This window comes from Rhizobium sp. AAP116, from assembly GCF_001295785.1.
Lineage (GTDB): Bacteria > Pseudomonadota > Alphaproteobacteria > Rhizobiales > Rhizobiaceae > Allorhizobium.
In genome coordinates this window covers 74,655-93,056 of the sequence record NZ_LJIB01000005.1, presented here as the reverse complement: position 1 = coordinate 93,056, position 18,402 = coordinate 74,655, and the positions used below count along the sequence as shown (strand labels likewise).

Sequence of the window (18,402 nt, the reverse complement as noted above, 5' to 3'; positions counted from 1 at the left end):
TTTCCCGAAGCAAGGGCTGACATGTATCTGCGCGATGATCGCACCAGTCACGGAGGCAAAGAGCCCGGCGCCGCAGGCGCAGAGCGCCTATCCGGACACTCCGCAGACACCCGTGTCGGGCGACCTTCCCTGCGGGACATGCTGGAACGCCACGACGACCACCTCGATTTTCTGCGGGCACGCGTATCCATGCTCGAGGGCCAGGTGAATAGCATGGAGGTCGGAGAATCCAGCCCCCCTGCTCCCGCCCCCGTTGTCGTGCCGATCCAGGAGCCTTCGCCTGAAATCTCCACGGACAGTCGTCAGGATGGAAATCGAGACGGCCATGACGTCCGGCGGGATCAGGCGGAATGGAAGCCTCTGATCGATCCCCTCATCGTCATCGACATTCTCAAACGGTCCCATCGCATTCTGATTGCCTCGACGGTGATCGGCGGCCTCTTTGGTGCCGCCTATGCCATGACCCTGCCGAAACTCTGGGTCGCCAGCAGTGACATCCTCGTCGACCCCAGGCAGATCCGCACCGTCGGCGACCAGTTGACCACCGATCAATTGCCCACCGATGCCTCGCTCGCCGTGGTCGAAAGTCAGGCGCGCATCGTCAAGTCGAACAGTGTTCTGTTGAAAGTCATCGAGCAGGCCGATCTCAAGCAGGACCCGGAATTCAACGGCACCCTCCGCCCCTCGGGCCTGAGCGCACTCTGGTCGCCAGCGTCCCAGAGCGACGCCCAGAATGTCGAGTCACGGGTCTTGAACCACCTCCACGAGGTGATCAATGTGAACCGAGATCAGAAGACATTCATCTTTTCGATCTCTGCAGAAACGCGGGATCCGGAGAAGTCCGCGCGTCTGGCCAACATCGTCAGCGACGTCTTCCAGCGCGAACTGGCCTCGATGCAATCCGAAGCTGTTCGCCGCACATCGGACGAACTGTCGAGCCGCCTTACCGACCTGCGCATGAAGCTCGAAGAGGCGGAAAAGGCCGCCGAGAGCTTCCGCAACTCGAATGACCTCGTGAATGTCGACGGCAAACTGATCGTGGACAACGATCTGAAACTGCTGAATGAAAGACTGAGTTCGCTGCGCGTCGAAACCGCCGGCCTGCGCGCCAAGATTACCAGCATCGCGAAGATGGCAGCCTCCAGCGGCGGTGAACTGGCGCTCCCCGAAGACGTGAGTTCCGACACGATCGCGGTCCTGCGCACGCGTTATGCCGATCTGCGCAAGGAACTCGAATCGATCGCGGCCCGCTATGGACCGCAACACCCGAGATATATCGAGGCACAATCGCAGGCCAGTGGGATGCTCAACCAGATCCGTGAGGAACTCAGCCGCATCCGCAGCGCCCTCCAGGTCGAGCTGGATCGCTCCCTCCAGCAGGAAGTGGCACTCACCAGCCGCCTCCGCGAACTCAAGGACACCCAGGCATCGAACAATGATAGCCTCGTCACATTGCGCGAACTCGAGCGCGAGGCGGCGGCACGCCGTTCGGTCTACGAATCTTTCCTGCTCAGAACCCGCGAAACCGGGGAACAGGAGGCCATTACGCTCGCCAATATTCAGGTCCTGTCGGAGGCCCGCCCACCGCTGGATCCGGTCGGTCCCTCTCGCAAGGTGATCGCCCTTGGCGGCCTGATCGCTGGATTTGGCATCGGCGTTCTGCTCGCCCTTGGCCTCAATTTGACACGCTTGTGGAAACGCCGCGAAGACGCGCAGGCCTGAACGAAAGGCAGCTCAGGCAAGCCTTCGTGAGATGGACACTCTCGCCACGAGCCTGAGGCCGATCACCCCGAAGAAGCAGAGCATCCAGACCGGGTCCATGCGACGGAAGAAGAAGCTCTCCATCATCGCATTCAGCGTCGTGAAGAAGACGATCATCATGAAGAAGTCCGCGAGCAACCTGTTCTCCCGGACCGGCCTGCAGCGCATGTAGTCGATCAGCGGAAGCAGGATCAGGACCGCCAGCGCGACGATCAGCGCCGGCATCCCCATGGAGATCGCGATATCGAGATAGCCGTTATGGGCATGCACGATGCCGCGCACATCCCAGTCGAGATAATAGGGATTGGCGGCATAGCGGACCAGATCTGTACTCCAGAAACTCTCATAGCCGAAGCCCGTGAGCGGGCGATCGGCCAGTGCATCGAGCCCGAACTTCCAGATGGAGACACGTCCGGTAAATGTCGGGTCGATCCCGAGCCAGAGAATAAACTGGTGGATCGGTTCGATCAGCACGGAACCGAAGGTCAGGAGAGCAAAGGCAAGCTGGCAGCAGAAGACCGCGATCGGTGTCAGCACGCGAAGCCCGATCGCACTCGGTAGGAGGACAAGGAGAGCGGCAACGGGCACCAGTCCAAGCGTGGTCTTGGAGCCCGTCTGGCTGACAAAGATCAGGGCCGACACCGCGATCACCACGCCGGACCAGCGGTCGCCGCGTCGCCAGAGATAGATGGCCGCAAAGACGAATGCCGCCATGACCGGCCCGGCGATATTTTTGTGCGTGAAGACCCCGCGCCAGAGATAGGAATTCTGAGGCTCCAGCGCGTCGAAGCCATGGGTTGCCAGAGACGGGACCAAGGGGAGCCCGGCATAGCAGATGAAGATCAGGATGCCTGCGACCACGCTCAACATGCGGGCATAGCCATCTCCATCCTGCGGCAGCGCCAGCACGGTCACGATGGTCATCATCACGATCAGGGTGAGAATGATGCCGCGCAAGGTCCCACTCGGATCTGGAGCGGTGAATCCGGACAGCACAAGAAAACCGATCATCAGCAACCAGGCCGGACCGATCAGGGACGGCAGCCTGCGCAGATCGGCCAGCGTCAGCAGCGAGCCGAGCGCAATGAGGCCAAGCATGCCAAAACCCAGCTGATTAACCAGATTGCCGCCTTCTTCCACGCCTTCATGAACCGGCGAGAAAGGCTGGAACGAGATCAGCATGATCGTAAACAGCAGGATGCTCACGACGACGGCCGCCCGGCGCAGCATCTGCGCGGGATAGGCAGGCCTCCGCCCCGCGACGTCGCGGTCAGCGCCCGTCCGTATGTCGATACTGTTCATCGGCATATCCGAAATGTGCGAGCGTCCGACCAAGGCCGACATGGACGTAATAGAGGCTGTTCTGCAGCGATCCGAGGCGGCGGGCGGCCATGATCGCCTTCAGCGGCGAGAGGGTCAGCAGGGCGACACTCTTCAGGAAGACCCGGACAGCCCCCAAGGGCTCGCTGGCGCGCCGTCCTTTTTCGACCAGGCTGGAGATGACACCATCGCGAATTCCGCGCGCGCGCAGCCACGATCGTTCAAGACGGTTTGCAGGCACGGTCTCGAGGACCGGCGCCTCGTGACACCAGGCAGTTTTGAAACCTTTGCGCACAGACTGATCAATGAAGTTCGCATCCCCGCCACCGGTGAAGTTGAACCTCTGGTCGAGAAACGGATAGGTATTTGCCTCAAGCAGAACGCGGGAGACCAGGAGATTGCCGGAGGAATAGAGGAGCGGGACAAGCCCAGTCGTCTGATAAGGCGGCGTGAATACCGGATGCCGGGGCACATCGCCGGTTTCAGTCGTCGGGAAGACCGGCACTTGCGGGCCACCGACCAGATCGGCACCAAACATTTCCTTGGTGCGGCTCATGGCCTCGATCCAGTCCGGATCGGCAATCTCGTCATCATCGATAACAAGCAGATGGCTCATGTTGGGGAAGTGCTGAAGCGCCGTCAGCCAGGCGGCATTATAGGCATTACAATTTCCCCTGAGCGTCTCGACAATCAGGATGCCGTTGATCTGCCCCGTTTCGAACAGGGGCCAGGCCGCCACCACACCCTCGCGGTGATCACTGTCATTGTCGACCAGCACGACGGCATAGCGCCGGTTTGTCCTTTGGGCCGCCAGACTTTCAAGCGTCTTGAGAAGGTGCACTGGTCGACGAAAGGTCGGTACCGTCACGACAACCGTGACGGCGTCATGCGCCAGATCAGGCGTCTGCGTGACCAGCTCGATGTGATCCGGTAAGGCCAATCGGGAGCTCTTTCGAATGTGCGGAACTTCGCCGAGCAAATACCAAAACTGTTGATACCAGCTTAACCTCTGCGCCGTTTCACACGGCTGGCGGTCTCAGGGACGTTCAAGGCCCGGGCAACCTTCCGCTGCACCAACGAAATCGTTGAGCACGGGTGCGAGACCACGGAGCTGGGGTCGATCGCCGTTCTTGGTCGGCTGGATGTTGAGCTCTTCGGTTTCGGGCCACCAGTCACCAGCCGCCCAATAGGTCCAGCCGATCCACGATGCCTTGTCCTCATCGAGCAGCTTCACCACCTCCGTCAACACCGCCGTGCATTCCGGCGTTCCCGGAACACCGAACTCGCCGAGGAAGGCTCGCTGACCGGTTTCCTTCAGCCATTCGCCGACCTCGCGGATCGCATCGACGGCATCAGCTGCGCGGCTGCAGTTGTTCAAGGTGCCAGAAAAGTCGTCGTCGAAATACTGGTGAATCTCGAAGGCATAGTTATTCGCCGGGTCCTTGATGCTCAAAAGCACCTCGGCATTCGCCCCGCCATACCAGTCGCCGAACCAGCTATGCGCACCCGTCCAGGACGTACCCGGAACCAGGATCAGGTTGTCTGCGCCAACGTCGCGAATGCCCGCGATCGCTTCGTTGGCGACATCGCGCCAATCCGTCGACGAGATGTCGAAGGGCTCGTTCATCAGGCCGAAGACCACATGGCGGTCTCCCTCGAACTCCTTGGCCAGCCGCTCCCAGAAATCGACGAAGGCCGAGACCGGAACCTCCTCGGTTCCGATCAGCTTTTCGAAATAGCGCGCATAGTTATGCGGATCGAGGATCACGGTCTGATTGAAGGATCCGATCGTCGCGACGGTTTCCTTGAGACGGCTCAGCTCCGCAGGGTCGAAGTCGCTGTTCAGCTTCGGCTGCAGGCGCTCCCAAAGGAACGGGAGCCGCACGGTATTGAAACCCTTGCCCGCGAAGTAGGTGATCGTCTCCAACGAGGGATAGATGTAGCCTTCGCCGAACACGCCCTGCAGATTGCCGAATTCCGCCCCCGCGAGGTTTATTCCACGAAAGCAAGCACTGCTTGTGGCAGCAAACGAATTGATGGGCATTGCAATGGCGACAGCAGCGGAAATCAGGCCGAGCATCAAATTCCGTTTCATCGTTTTCAATCCTGTCTTGGCCTGAATATCGCGGACGTTCTAGCCGGTCACCGGCGTAATGTCATTCTGGTTCTGCCAGCAGTATTCATGCGTGTGGTCTACACCGCGCCTCAAATCACACTTTGAGGAGCGGCACCGGGAAGGCATTCCCGATCCTTCACGCGCAAGTCACCGCGAACGGCGCTTACAGGCCGGAATATTCCACCCCCATCAAGAGACGAACGGCGAAGATGCGCCCTGGAAAGACGCAATGGGAACGGGGTTTTGCATTTCCTGCCCTAATCTCTGGCCATCGCAAAGGAGCGGAAACCACAGGCGCGCGTGCCGACTTCCTTTGAAAGACGATGAGGATCAGCAACACGGCACGCTTCCGATCGTGTCGGACATGCGATAGAGACACGGCGCCTGCGCCATGCCGAGGAGATGAGAGAACCGATGACGAGCTATGTATTGACCGTATCCTGCCAGTCGACCCGCGGCATTGTCGCGGCGATTTCGGGTTATCTCGCCGAGCAGGGCTGCAACATCGTCGACAGCTCTCAGTTCGACGACCTCCACACCGGCCAGTTCTTCATGCGCGTCTCCTTCATCTCGGAGGAAGGCGCCAATGAAGCCAAGCTCGAAAAGGGTTTTCTGCCCGTCGCCGAAAAATTCGGCATGAACTGGAACCTGCATGACGCCGCCAAGCGCATGAAGGTCCTCCTGATGGTCTCGCGCTTCGGCCACTGCCTGAACGACCTTCTCTATCGCTGGAAGATCGGCGCGCTGCCGATCGAGATCGTTGGCGTCGTCTCCAACCACTTCGACTACCAGAAGGTCGTCGTGAACCACGACATTCCCTTCCACCACATCAAGGTGACCAAGGAGAACAAGCCGGAAGCCGAAGCCCGGATCATGGATCTGGTCGAGCAGACTGGCACCGAACTGATTGTGCTCGCCCGCTACATGCAGGTCCTCTCCGACGACATGTGCAAGAAGATGTCGGGCAAGATCATCAACATCCACCATTCCTTCCTGCCGAGCTTCAAGGGCGCAAACCCCTACAAGCAGGCCTTCGAACGCGGTGTGAAGCTGATCGGTGCCACGGCCCATTACGTCACCGCCGATCTCGACGAAGGTCCGATCATCGAGCAGGACGTCGCCCGTATCACCCATGCCCAGTCGGCAGACGATTACGTCTCGATCGGCCGCGACGTCGAAAGCCAGGTCCTGGCGCGTGCCATCCACGCCCATATCCACCACCGGACCTTCATCAACGGCAACCGGACGGTCGTCTTCCCGGCGAGCCCGGGCTCCTATGCCTCCGAGCGCATGGGCTGAGCATGAAAAGGGCGTCGGAAACGACGCCCTTCGTCTTTTGCTGCCATGGCTCTGCGGGATAGACGCGACACAAGGCTCTGCTAATCTCCCGGCATGATTCCCGTGGGAGGAAACGTATGGCCGACTCGGCTCTGCTCCAGCGCACCGAACTGCCGCGCCCGAACGTCACGTTGGCCGATGCCAGGGTCATTTTCAACGAATTCTATGGCTTCAGCGGGACGATCCGGGAACTCGGTAGCCAGCAGGACCGCAATTTCCTGATCGACACCGGCGAAGAGCGACTCGTTCTCAAGGTCACACGGGCGGAATATCCCCAGCCGGAACTGGATGCCCAGAACAGGGCCATGGAGCACCTGCGCAATCTCGATCTCGGCCTGCGCATACCCGAACCGATCCCGGCCCTGACGGGGGAATACATCCCCCAGATCGAAGTTGGCGGGCACTACTACTGGGTCAGGCTCTTGTCCTATCTGGATGGCGAGCCCCTGACGCGCCAGAAATATCTTGCTCCCGAGGTTGTCGCCTCGTTCGGTGACGTGGTCGCCCGGATTGCAGGCGGGCTCAAGGACTTCCGTCACAGCGGGCTGGAACGGGAACTGCAGTGGGATCTCCGCCGCGCAGGCCCGGTTGCTTTGCATCTCCTGAAATCAGTCGCGGACCAGAAACAGCGGGACCGGATTGCCAAGGCGATGATCATGGCGGTGAAGCGCCTGCAGCCACTGGCCTCGGAACTCCGCATTCAACCCATTCATCATGACATTACCGACGACAACGTGGTGGCCACACCGAACACAACCGGCCGTCTGATGCCCGATGGCGTCATCGACTTCGGTGATGTTCTCTATGGATGGCTGGTGGCCGACCTCGCAGTAACCTGCGCCGCACTCCTGCACCACGCCGATGGAGACCCTTGCTTCATCCTGCCGGCCGTCAAGGCCTTCCACGCACGCTATCCACTCAACGAGGCGGAGTTGAAGGCGCTCTGGCCGCTGATCATCGCCCGCGCCGGGGTGCTGGTCGCCAGCAGCGAGCAGCAGCTGTCGATCGACCCTGACAACGACTATGTGCTTGGCAATATCGAGCACGAGCGGACCATTTTCGAGGTGGCGACCTCGGTGCCCTACCCGCTGATGGAAGCGGCCATCCTGGACGCCGCCGGCATGCTTCCGGACGAACCGGAGCTGACGAAGTCGCATCCACTTCTTCCCTCGCTCGCACCCGCAGACTTCCGCCTGACAGACCTCTCGGTGACGAGCCATGACCTGCCGCGCGACACCTGGAGCGACCAGGAGATCGACTGGAAGCTTCTGGCCCGAGCGGCCATGGAGACAGGCGTTGCGTCGACCCGCTATGGCGAATTCCGCCTATCCTACACCAAGCCTCTGTCCCAGACGCCGCCGGCAACCTTCGCACTGCATATCGATGTCTGCCTGCCAGGAGCGACCGAAGCCTTCGCTCCCTTCGACGGAACCATTATACTCGACGGCCACCACCTGATCCTGTCATCGCCTGAGCTGTCGCTTCATCTGGATGGCATCGACTGCAGCCTCGAAGAGGGCACGACCGTAAAGGCGGGTGACGCAATCGGTGCGGTGGCCGGCGCAGCCGGTGGCGTCGGCGGCTTGCGCATCCAGCTTTGCCGCGATCCGGATCTCGTCCCGCCACTCTTTGCCAAGCCGCAGCAAAGCGCAGTCTGGCGCCGCATATGTCCCTCGCCTTCGACGCTGCTCGGCGTCGGCGTTGATGCACCGGCACCGGAGAGTCATGCGCTTCTGGAACGCCGCAAGAACAGCTTCGCCAAGCCGCAGAAGAACTACTATGCCGACCCACCACAGATCGAACGGGGCTGGCGAGAGCATCTCTTCGACGTGAACGGCCGCGCCTATCTCGACATGGTCAACAATGTCACGATCCTCGGCCACGGCAATACACGTTTGGCCGAGGCGGTCGGCAGACAATGGGCCATGCTCAACACGAACTCGCGCTTTCACTACGCCGCCGTCGCCGAATTCTCGGATCGCCTCGCCTCACTCGCGCCAGAGGGGCTAGACACGGTCTTCCTCGTGAATTCGGGCTCCGAAGCCGTGGACCTTGCGCTGCGGCTCGCCTGGGCCCATAGCGGCCACCGTCACATCCTGAGCCTCCTGGAGGCCTATCACGGCTGGACAGTCGCAAGCGACGCGGTCTCGACATCGCTCGCCGACAATCCGCGCGCCCTGGAAACGCGTCCGGACTGGGTGCACCCGGTGCTCTCCCCCAACACCTACCGCGGCAAATACCGCGGTGACGGTTCGACAGATGGTTATGTCCAAGCCGTGATCGAGAAGATCGCCGAGATCGAAAATGCGGGCGGTCAACTGGGCGGCTTCATCGCAGAGAGCGTGTATGGCAATGCCGGTGGCATTCCGCTCCCGCCGGGTTATCTCCGGGACGTCTATGCACTCGTTCGCGAGCGTGGAGGTCTCTGCGTCGCCGATGAAGTTCAGGTCGGATACGGCCGCCTCGGTCATCATTTCTGGGGCTTCGAACAGCAGGGCGTCGTCCCGGACATCATCACGGTCGCCAAGGGCATGGGCAACGGCCAGCCGCTCGGCGCCGTGATCACCAGGCGCGAGATCGCCGACAGCCTCGAAAAAGAGGGCTATTTCTTCTCATCCTCCGGCGGCAGCCCCGTGAGCTGTGTCGTCGGGATGACCGTTCTCGACATCATGCGGGACGAAAAACTGCAGCAAAATGCCCGAGACACCGGTGACCATCTGAAAGCACGGCTTGAAGCTCTGGGTCAGCGTTTCCCGATCGTCGGCGCCGTCCACGGAATGGGCCTCTATCTCGGGCTGGAATTCGTGCGTGATCGCGAGACGCTGGAACCTGCAACGGAAGAGACTGCAGCCATCTGCGACCGCCTGCTAGAACTGGGCGTCATCATGCAACCAACGGGCGATCATCTTAACGTTTTGAAAATAAAGCCGCCGCTCTGCCTTGGCAAAGATAGCGCCGATTTCTTCGCGGACATGCTGGAAAAGGTGCTTTCCGATGGCTGGTGATGACGGACGCAGTCACTACTATCCTCCTAATTCCGCGCTCCGAAACACGATCGTTGCGTAAAGGAAACGCAAAGCCCAAATCTGGGTAAACTAAATGGCAGCTTCACAGCGTTTTGGAGAGTGGTCTATCTTCGGACAGAACATACAGCCGAAGGAATATTCATGCCCACCATACCGGAGCAAATCGCCAGCGATCTTTTGATCTGGGCCGTCGCTCTGTTCGTCATCAAGCATCTCCTAGCCGATTTTCTGCTTCAGACCGGTTGGATGGCAACAGGCAAGGAGCGGCTTAAGGGGTGGATAGCTCCCTTGTTCGCGCATGTTGCCGTCCATGCCTTGGGAACGCTGTTGATCTGCCTCACGATGGCACCGCAACTCGCCTGGCTTGCGGTTATCGATCTTGCCGTTCACGGACTGATCGATCGGAGCAAGGCGCTGGTCCAGCAGCGTTACCACTTCAAGGTGGACCAGGCCGCTTATTGGTGGCTTTTCGGCACCGACCAGACCCTGCACCATCTCACCCATCTCGCCTTCGCCGTCTGGATTGCGGCTGCGGCGAGTTCACTGTGACCAGAAGCTGCTAGCGCTGCGCAAGTTCCTTGACGATCCACTCCCGGAAAGCGACGAGTGGCGGATAGGCCGCCCTCTCCCGCGGGAAGGCGAGATAATATCGTTGCGCGCTCTGCATCGGGCGATCGACTGCGGCCACCAACTCGCCCCGTGCGAGCTCGTCCTGGATGAGGAAGGTCGGAAGCAGCGCCACGCCGAGACCGCCGATCGCCGCCTGCGATGCAGTGGCGAACTGGTCGAAGAGCATTCCATGCAGGTTCTCGAACACGACACCGGTTTCCGTGAACCAACGTTCCCATGCATCCGGCCGGGTCGTGAGATGCAGCAAAGGCACGTGCAGAAGATCGGATGGCGCTTGGATCGCATGCGCCTGTTTGAAGTCCGGGCTGCATGCGGGGATCGTCTCCTCCCGCATCAAGAGCGTCAGTTCCGCACCCGGCCAGACGGCATCGCCGAAATGGATCGCCGCATCGATCGAATCCAGTCGGAAGTCGAATGGCGACAGTCGCGTCACCAGATTGATCGTGATCCCGGGATTGCCGGCGAGAAATTGCCCCAGCCGCGGGGCGAGCCATCGGGCACCGAATGTCGGCAGGATTGCAAGATTGAGCGTGCCGCCATGCGGATTGGCACGCAGGTTCAGGGACGCGCTGGAGATGCGGCGAAGCGCTTCCCGTATCTCGCGGGCATAGCTGTCACCGGCGACTGTCAGCCGGATCGTCTGGCGCTCGCGCAGAAACAGCTCGACACCAAGCTGGTTCTCCAATGCCTTGATCTGTCGGCTGACCGCACTCTGCGTCAGATCGAGCTCCCGTGCCGCCGCCGTGATGCTCCCCGTCCGGGCTGCGGCCTCGAATGCAGTGAGCAGCGACAGCGATGGAAGAAAGCGGCGGGCAGGCAGCATGGTCATGCCTTTTTGGAATGATCTCTTGAGAATTTATCGCTGGAATGGCGTAGAACGCTCTTCTAGAAATCACAAGACTGTACGGGGCGGAATGACATGGGACACGAAGTGATCTCATGCGACCAGCCCCGGCACATTGCAGATCTCGGGGCCACACCATGCTGAACGATCCTCGCTCCCACGGACTTTGGGAAAAGACGGCCCCTGCCCCGCCCCAGACGGGGCCACTGCGCGGCGCCGCGACTGCGGATGTCGTGATCGTCGGCGGCGGTTATACCGGGCTTTCTGCAGCCCTGCACCTCGCCGAAGCAGGCACCAGCGTGATCCTGCTTGAAGCGAAGGAAATCGGCTTTGGGGGCGCGGGCCGCAATGTCGGCCTGATCAATGCCGGCATGTGGGTCATGCCAGACGATCTTCCGGGCGAACTCGGCCCAGTCTATGGCGAGCGGCTGCTGGACCTTCTCGGCAACGGACCGCGCACCGTGATGGAGCTGATCGATCGCCATGGCATCGAATGCGAACTCGAGCGCTCTGGCACGCTACACTGCGCCGTCGGCAGCGCCGGCCAGAAGGAAATCGAGGCGCGCGCCGAGCAATGGCAGCGCCGGGGCGCCCCCGTGGACCTGCTGGACAAGGCAGAAACGGAATCCAAGATCAGCACCCGCGCCTACCAGGGCTCCCTGCTCGATCGCCGGGCTGGCACGCTGCAGCCGCTCGCTTACGCCCGGGGCCTTGCTCATGCTGCACAAAAGGCCGGAGCGGTTCTGCATACGGCAAGCCCGGTTGAAGCCTATGGCAAGACAGCCGATCGCTGGAGGGTGACCACGGCAGAAGGCACTGTCGATGCCCAATGGATCGTCGTCGCAACCGATGCCTATAGCCATGGCCCCTTTGCCGCGGTGCGCGAAGAACAGGTTCACCTCCCCTACTTCAATTTTGCGACGCCCCCCCTGAGCGACAACCTGCGTAAGTCGATACTGACGGAGCGCCAAGGTTGCTGGGACACGAAAGAAGTGCTCTCCTCCTTCCGCATGGACAAGGCCGGCCGCATGGTCTTCGGCAGCGTCGGCGCCCTGCGAGGTACAGGTCTCTCGATCCATCGGTCCTGGGCGCGCCGCGCACTGAAGGCGATCTTCCCGCAGATCGGGGACATCGAATTCGAGAGCGAATGGTATGGACAGATCGGTATGACCACGAATGCGCTTCCGCGCTTCCACAAGTTTGCGCCCGGCGTCATCGGCTTCTCCGGCTATAACGGTCGAGGCATCTCGCCGGGCACGGTCTTCGGCAAGACCATCGCAAGCCACATTCTCGGCCAGATGTCAGAGGAAGAACTGCCCCTGCCACTCACCGATCCACAAGCACCGGCCTTCCGCACCCTGAAGGAAGCATGGTACGAGGCCGGCGCCCAGGTGGCGCATCTGGCCGGCGCACGATTTTGAACGAACAAGAACCAGGTAGACCTGACGGAAGGACCACCATGACCCTCGCCACTCTCAATTTTTCTGCCGAAACGGCATCGCTGATGGCAACCTTCGGCGTCGATGCCAAGGCTCTGACCGGCGGCACGATGTCTGTCCGCTCGCCGATCAACGGCGAAACCATCGCAGCCGTTGCCGAAATCTCTGGCGACGACACCCGCAAGGCCATTGATGCAGCCCACAAGGCCTTCCTCGAATGGCGCCTCGTGCCGGCACCTCAGCGTGGTGAGCTGATCCGTCTGCTCGGCGAGGAACTGCGCGCCGCCAAGACCGAACTCGGTCGCCTCGTTTCCATCGAAGTCGGCAAGATCACCTCCGAAGGCCTCGGCGAAGTCCAGGAAATGATCGACATCTGCGATTTCGCCGTCGGCCTGTCGCGCCAGCTCTACGGTCTCACCATCGCGACCGAGCGCGCCGAACACCGCATGATGGAAACCTGGCACCCCCTCGGCGTCACCGGCATCATCTCGGCCTTCAACTTCCCCGTCGCCGTCTGGTCCTGGAATGCAGCACTCGCCCTCGTCTGCGGCAACTCGACGATCTGGAAGCCGTCGGAAAAGACCCCGCTGACTGCCATCGCCACCCAGGCGATCTTCGAAAAGGCCGTGAAGCGTTACAACGCACAGGGCGGCAAGGCGCCGGCCAATCTGTCGACGCTCCTCATTGGCGGTCGTGACATCGGCGAAATCCTCGTCGACAACCCCAAGGTCCCGCTGATCTCGGCGACCGGCTCCACCGCCATGGGCCGCGCCGTCGGCCCGCGTGTCGCCGCCCGCTTCGGCCGCTCGATCCTCGAACTCGGCGGCAACAATGCCGCCATCGTCGGCCCGACCGCCGATCTCGACCTGACGCTGCGCGGTGTTGCCTTCTCCGCCATGGGTACCGCCGGCCAGCGCTGCACCACACTGCGTCGCCTCTTCGTCCACGAGAGCGTTTACGACACGCTCGTGCCGCGCCTCGTCAAGGCCTATGGCTCCGTCACCATCGGCAACCCGCTGGAAGCCGGCAATCTGATCGGACCGCTGATCGACAAGGGCTCCTACGAGCGCATGCAGCACGCCCTGGAAGCTGCCAAGGCCAATGGCGGCAAGGTGCATGGCGGTGACCGCGTTCGCTCTGACGAAGCAGCTGACGCCTTCTACGTTCGCCCGGCCCTCGTTGAAATGCCGGAGCAGTGCGGCCCGGTCGTCGAGGAAACCTTCGCCCCCATCCTCTACGTCATCAAGTATGCCGACTTCGATGACGCCCTCGCCCTCAACAACGACGTACCGCAGGGCCTTTCCTCGTCGATCTTCACCAACGACATCCGCGAAGCCGAAGCCTTCGTCTCCGATCGCGGTTCGGACTGCGGCATCGCAAACGTCAACATCGGCCCCTCGGGCGCCGAAATCGGTGGCGCCTTCGGTGGTGAAAAGGAAACCGGCGGCGGCCGCGAATCCGGCTCGGACAGCTGGAAGGCCTATATGCGTCGCCAGACCAATACGGTGAACTACGGCCGCACTCTGCCACTCGCCCAGGGCGTTAAGTTCGACATCGAGTAAAGCTATGAAAGGGTCGGCGGCCAACCGCCGGCCCCTTCTTTCCTGCGACAAAGGTCCATGCGCCAGGCGCTGGCCTTTGATCAACGGATGAGTGAGACTGAAGCAGCCGTCAGACGTGAGGGATGCATGCCAGTCGAGGACCAGTCCGCCGCCATCGCCTTTCTCCGCGAACCCGGGAGCCATGGCATCACCTCGCCTGTCGAGTTGATCGAAACCCACATCTCCCTCATCTTCCTGGCCGGCGACAAGGCCTACAAGCTGAAGCGCGCGGTGAAGCTGCCCTATGCCGACTTCTCGACGCTCGATCTCAGAAAACAATACTGCCATAGAGAAGTAGAGCTGAACTGCCGAACCGCGCCGGAGATCTACTCCGGTGTGAGGTCCATCGGCCGAGACGCAAACGGCGATGTCGCCTTCGACGCTGAAGCGTCACCTATCGACTACGTGGTCGAGATGCACCGCTTCTCGCAGGACAAGCTGTTCGACAGGATGGCGGAAACGGGCAGCTTGCCGAAGACCTTGATGGAAGAAACGGCCGAGCGCATTGCAGACTTTCACAGGATAGCGGAGGTGCTGCATACGGGTAGCGGTGAAGCCAACCTCGCCGCTGTTCTCGATATCAACCATGCAGCTTTTTCCGCCGTGCCGCTCTTCTCAGCCGACGAGACAAACCGTCTGAACAGGCTCTTCCGGGATGCCCTCGATCGTCACGCTTCATTGCTGAACGAGCGTGAGCAGGATGGCATGATCCGTCACTGCCACGGCGACCTTCATCTGCATAACATCTTCCTCGGGCCCGAGGGTCCGCGCATGTTCGACTGCATTGACTTCAACGAAGGCCTTGCGACCTCCGACATCCTCTATGATCTTGCCTTTCTGTTGATGGATCTCTGGCATCGAAACCTGCCGGAGTATGCCAACGCCGTGGTCAATCGCTATCTCGATCGAACGGGCGATGACGCAGGCTTTGGGCTCCTGCCCTTCCTCCTGGGGCTGAGGGCCGCGATCCGCGCTCATGTCGGCGCGACACTGGTGCGCAACCTCGGAGATCGCACCGGCCATGGCGCAGAGGAAGCGATCGCCTACCGAGATCTGGCGCTCGACCTGCTGCAGCGGAAGGAACCGATGCTGGTTGCCATCGGCGGGCTAAGCGGCTCTGGCAAATCCACCCTCGCCGAAGCCATGGCGCCCCGTCTGGGGCTTGCTCCCGGCGCGCGCCTGCTCGAAAGCGACCGCCTGCGCCGCGTAATGCTCGGCCATGCGCGAGGTCATCCCATGCCACAGCACGCCTACAAGCCGGAAATATCAGCACGCGTCTATGCGACCCTCGCCGAAAAGGCTGGCATGGTTCTGAGGTCCGGCGGCTGCGTCGTCGCCAATGCCGTCTTCGCCCATGCTGACGAAAGAATAGCCATTGAGGAGGTCGCGCGGGCGAACCATGTGCCGTTCGTCGGACTGTGGCTGGAGGCGGACCCGGCTGTTCTCAGAGCCCGCGTCGAGGCCCGACCGGTTGTCGACTCGGACGCCACGGTGGGCGTGCTCGACAAGCAATTGCAGAGCGGTACGGGTCCCATCGACTGGCATCGCATCAATGCGGCGGAACCCGCCGCATCCGTTGCGCAGGACGCGCTTGATTTGGTTGCCGTCCGCAAACTCAGCGAAGATTGAAGCGGACGGGTGCCGTGATCGTCTTGTTGACCCCGACAGGGGGGGCCGGCACCGGCGAAGCAGCGCGCACCATGTCGAGAACCGCGTTGTCGAGCGTCGGAAAGCCCGACGAGCGCGAAAGCGAGACGGACAGCACATTGCCGGAATCGTCGATCCGGAACCGGACATAGACGGTGCCTTCTTCCCGGTTGCTGCGGGCAGCACTCGGGTAACGCTTGCGACGTTCGAGATGGGACATCAGACGCGACTGCCATCTCGCCGGCGAAACACTCCGACCGGCACCGCTGGCGGTTGCCGCAGCCGCATTGCGGGTCGATTGGGCGACCTCGGCCTTGGCCGTGCGGGCCGCCTGCGACGCGGGAGGCTGGGCCTGCTTCTTGACCACTCTCTTCGGCGCCGGTTCTTTCTTCTTCTCGATTTCCGGTTTCGGCGCGGGCGGCCGCAGCATCGGGATCGGAACCTCGACATTCTCCAGTTCCGCCATCACCATCTGTTCGATCGGATCGATCTCCGGCAGCGGCTCGGGCTCGATCAGCGGCGGCACTTCGGGCTGAAGTTCTGTGACCTCGGGTTCTGGTTCTGGCTCAGGCTCTGGAGGCGGCGGCTCCGGGAGAGGCTGCTCCACAGGCTCCGGGATCGGCTCCGGCAGCGGCTCGCTGGTTGCGGTCTTGACCTCTTCTGCATCGACCTGTTCGGTCGAGATCTCGGTCTCGTCTGTGATGACGGCCTCAGGTTCCGGCGCAAGCTCGATCATGATCGCTGGCGGCGGCCCGCTATCGGCCATCACCATGTCCGGTTCGCGCAACAGAACAGCCACCGCACCCGCATGGGCCGTGGCGATCAGGACCCCGGCCGTTGTCCACAACAGCCCTTCACCAAGGATCCGTTTCGTGGAGCGAGGCTCGATCATGGTGCCGGTCCTACGGGCTCTATCGCTGTAGCAGCATCAGGCGCCGGCGCGGCGGCAACCGCTTCCAGCCCAACGAGGGCGATCTTCAGGTATCCCGCATCCCGCAAGAGGTTCATGACCTCCATGAACTGACCATAGTCGACCGTCTTGTCGGCACGCAGGAAGATGCGCGCGTCCTTGTTGCCTTCGGTCATCCGGTCGAGCGACGTGCTGAGCGTCTCGCGTGCGACGGTATCGTTTCCAAGCGCCAGGCTCATGTCTTCCTTGAGAGTGACATAAACGGGCTCATCGGGACGTTCGGCCGGCTTCGCCGTGGAAGCGGGCAGATCGACATTCACATCGACCGTCGACAAGGGCGCGGCGACCATGAAGATGATCAACAGCACAAGCATGACGTCGATAAACGGCGTCACGTTGATCTCGTGGTTCTCGGCCAGATCGTCGCCGGAACTGTTTTCTCTGATGCCACCGGCCATTGGTTCACTCCGCCGCCATCGCCATGGCCTTGGTCGCCTGAGCGATGCGGGCACTCTTGCGGAAGTCGAGATCACGGCTGACCAGCCGCTCGATGCCAGCCCCGGCGTCGGCAAGAAGCTGGCGGTAGCCCGTCACGGAGCGTGCAAAGACATTGTAGATGATAACAGCCGGAATGGCCGCGACGAGACCGATGGCCGTTGCCAGAAGCGCCTCGGCGATACCCGGCGCGACGACGGCAAGATTGGTGGTCTGTGTCTCGGCAATGCCGATGAACGAATTCATGATACCCCAGACCGTGCCGAACAGACCGACGAATGGCGCAGTCGAGCCGATGCTGGCGAGAACGCCCGTGCCCTTCGCCATGCCGCGTCCTGCCCCGGCTTCGATCCGGGCCAGCGCCGAGCCGACGCGCTCTTTGACGCCTTCGCCACCGACCTGGTCAATTGCCGCATCGGAAAGACTGACCTCATGCTGGGCGGCACGAACCATGGTCGCCACCACACCACCGCGATTTTCGAGGGCTTGAAGGGCATCACGCAATTGGCGGGCATTCGTGACGGCCTTGAGGCCGCGCTTGGCGCGTGCCCGCGCACCGAACAGCTGCAAGGATTTCGCGAGCCACACGGTCCAGGTCAGAACCGAAGCCACAGCCAGCGAAATCATCACTGATTTGACCACCCAATCGGCGGCCATGAACATGCCCTCGGGCGAGAGATCATGCGGCATGGCCTTCATCGGCGGCACGTCCGTAACCGTGTCGGCGGGCACCGCATCGACCTCGGAGGCAAGCGGATCCGTCGGAGATTGCGCGGCTTCACCGCCGGTGGCAGCGGCATCGGCCGGCTGCACGGCAGAAGGAAGGTTGGCAGCGTCGGAGACTGGGGCCTGCGCGCTGGGAGCAGCCACGGCCTCTGGTGCTGGTGGAGAAGCCTCACTGTTGGGGTTCGCAGGCGAAACGGGAGCGGCCGTCGCTGCCGGAGGCGTGGAAGCGTCGGACTGCGTCACGACGCGAGGCGAAGTTGCAGAGCTTTCACTTGCAGTCGGCGCGGTTGTCGCGCCAGCCTGAGGCGCGACGACGGGTGTTTCCGTGGCCGCCGGAGCCGGCTGCTGCGCCTGCACCAGTGATGCAGATAGAAGAAAAGTAAGAAGAATGCCAAATCGCTTCAGCGAAGGTCCCGAATGGTTGAGCGGCATTGGGAGCTCCTTATGAACTTGTGATACAAAACAGGCGCTCATCGCCGCGCCGTCACGCTGCTTTCCCCATATAAAACTTGATAATCTGTGACAAGTAATAAAACAACCAAAGCGCGG

Annotated in this window: 14 protein-coding genes; 7 read left to right on the top strand and 7 right to left on the bottom strand. The window is 61.7% G+C overall.

What is annotated here, in order from left to right:
* Nucleotides 1–213: 213 nt before the first annotated feature.
* Entirely contained in the window at nucleotides 214–1,722 is a 1,509-nt protein-coding gene (locus IP85_RS05185) for a GumC family protein (protein WP_245280798.1), read from the top strand.
* A 12-nt stretch (nucleotides 1,723–1,734) separates the two neighbouring features.
* On the opposite strand, the gene IP85_RS05180 is transcribed toward IP85_RS05185, so the two are convergent.
* The 3 genes from IP85_RS05180 to IP85_RS05170 all read right to left on the bottom strand — a co-directional run bounded on the left by IP85_RS05180 (nucleotide 1,735) and on the right by IP85_RS05170 (nucleotide 5,176).
* Nucleotides 1,735–2,991, bottom strand: coding sequence for an O-antigen ligase (locus tag IP85_RS05180; RefSeq protein ID WP_156322746.1), 1,257 nt, complete (start codon nucleotides 2,989–2,991; stop codon nucleotides 1,735–1,737).
* Nucleotides 2,992–3,031: 40 nt separating this feature from the next.
* On the bottom strand, nucleotides 3,032–4,021 hold the full coding sequence (locus IP85_RS05175; protein ID WP_054148614.1) for a glycosyltransferase: 990 nt from the start codon (nucleotides 4,019–4,021) through the stop codon (nucleotides 3,032–3,034).
* Nucleotides 4,022–4,117: 96 nt separating this feature from the next.
* On the bottom strand, nucleotides 4,118–5,176 hold the full coding sequence (locus tag IP85_RS05170) for a glycoside hydrolase family 5 protein (RefSeq protein WP_054148613.1): 1,059 nt from the start codon (nucleotides 5,174–5,176) through the stop codon (nucleotides 4,118–4,120).
* A gap of 435 nt (nucleotides 5,177–5,611) precedes the next feature.
* Here IP85_RS05170 and purU point away from each other — a divergent pair, with 435 nt between their 5' ends.
* From purU to IP85_RS05155, 3 genes are all read left to right on the top strand, one after another.
* The gene (gene purU / locus IP85_RS05165) at nucleotides 5,612–6,496 is read left to right on the top strand and encodes a formyltetrahydrofolate deformylase (RefSeq protein WP_054148612.1); all 885 of its coding nucleotides are present in this window, start codon (nucleotides 5,612–5,614) and stop codon (nucleotides 6,494–6,496) included.
* 116 nt (nucleotides 6,497–6,612) lie between these two features.
* On the top strand, nucleotides 6,613–9,540 hold the full coding sequence (locus IP85_RS05160) for an aminotransferase (protein ID WP_054148611.1): 2,928 nt from the start codon (nucleotides 6,613–6,615) through the stop codon (nucleotides 9,538–9,540).
* Nucleotides 9,541–9,702: 162 nt separating this feature from the next.
* Nucleotides 9,703–10,110, top strand: coding sequence for a DUF3307 domain-containing protein (locus IP85_RS05155; protein WP_054148610.1), 408 nt, complete (start codon nucleotides 9,703–9,705; stop codon nucleotides 10,108–10,110).
* A 10-nt stretch (nucleotides 10,111–10,120) separates the two neighbouring features.
* Here the strand turns inward: IP85_RS05155 and IP85_RS05150 are convergent, their stop codons facing one another.
* Nucleotides 10,121–11,020: a LysR family transcriptional regulator gene (locus IP85_RS05150; RefSeq protein ID WP_197277986.1), complete on the bottom strand. Its 900-nt coding sequence runs from the start codon at nucleotides 11,018–11,020 to the stop codon at nucleotides 10,121–10,123.
* A gap of 152 nt (nucleotides 11,021–11,172) precedes the next feature.
* Here IP85_RS05150 and IP85_RS05145 point away from each other — a divergent pair, with 152 nt between their 5' ends.
* The 3 genes from IP85_RS05145 to IP85_RS05135 all read left to right on the top strand — a co-directional run bounded on the left by IP85_RS05145 (nucleotide 11,173) and on the right by IP85_RS05135 (nucleotide 15,704).
* Nucleotides 11,173–12,456: an FAD-binding oxidoreductase gene (locus IP85_RS05145; RefSeq protein ID WP_054148609.1), complete on the top strand. Its 1,284-nt coding sequence runs from the start codon at nucleotides 11,173–11,175 to the stop codon at nucleotides 12,454–12,456.
* A gap of 38 nt (nucleotides 12,457–12,494) precedes the next feature.
* Entirely contained in the window at nucleotides 12,495–14,036 is a 1,542-nt protein-coding gene (locus IP85_RS05140) for an aldehyde dehydrogenase family protein (protein ID WP_054148608.1), read from the top strand.
* Nucleotides 14,037–14,162: 126 nt separating this feature from the next.
* The gene (locus IP85_RS05135) at nucleotides 14,163–15,704 is read left to right on the top strand and encodes a bifunctional aminoglycoside phosphotransferase/ATP-binding protein (RefSeq protein ID WP_054148607.1); all 1,542 of its coding nucleotides are present in this window, start codon (nucleotides 14,163–14,165) and stop codon (nucleotides 15,702–15,704) included.
* Here IP85_RS05135 and IP85_RS05130 read toward each other — a convergent pair.
* Genes IP85_RS05130 through exbB form a run of 3 tightly spaced genes read right to left on the bottom strand, consistent with a single transcriptional unit; the run spans nucleotide 15,691 to nucleotide 18,285 of the window.
* Nucleotides 15,691–16,614 carry an energy transducer TonB gene (locus IP85_RS05130; protein WP_054148606.1) on the bottom strand — a complete coding sequence of 308 codons (924 nt, stop codon included), beginning with the start codon at nucleotides 16,612–16,614 and terminating at the stop codon, nucleotides 15,691–15,693. The two genes, IP85_RS05135 and IP85_RS05130, sit on opposite strands and share 14 nt — an antisense overlap.
* Entirely contained in the window at nucleotides 16,611–17,090 is a 480-nt protein-coding gene (gene exbD, locus IP85_RS05125; protein WP_054148605.1) for a TonB system transport protein ExbD, read from the bottom strand. The genes IP85_RS05130 and exbD overlap by 4 nt, the downstream gene beginning before the upstream one ends.
* Before the next feature lie 4 nt (nucleotides 17,091–17,094).
* Entirely contained in the window at nucleotides 17,095–18,285 is a 1,191-nt protein-coding gene (gene exbB, locus IP85_RS05120; RefSeq protein ID WP_054148604.1) for a tonB-system energizer ExbB, read from the bottom strand.
* Nucleotides 18,286–18,402: the final 117 nt, after the last annotated feature.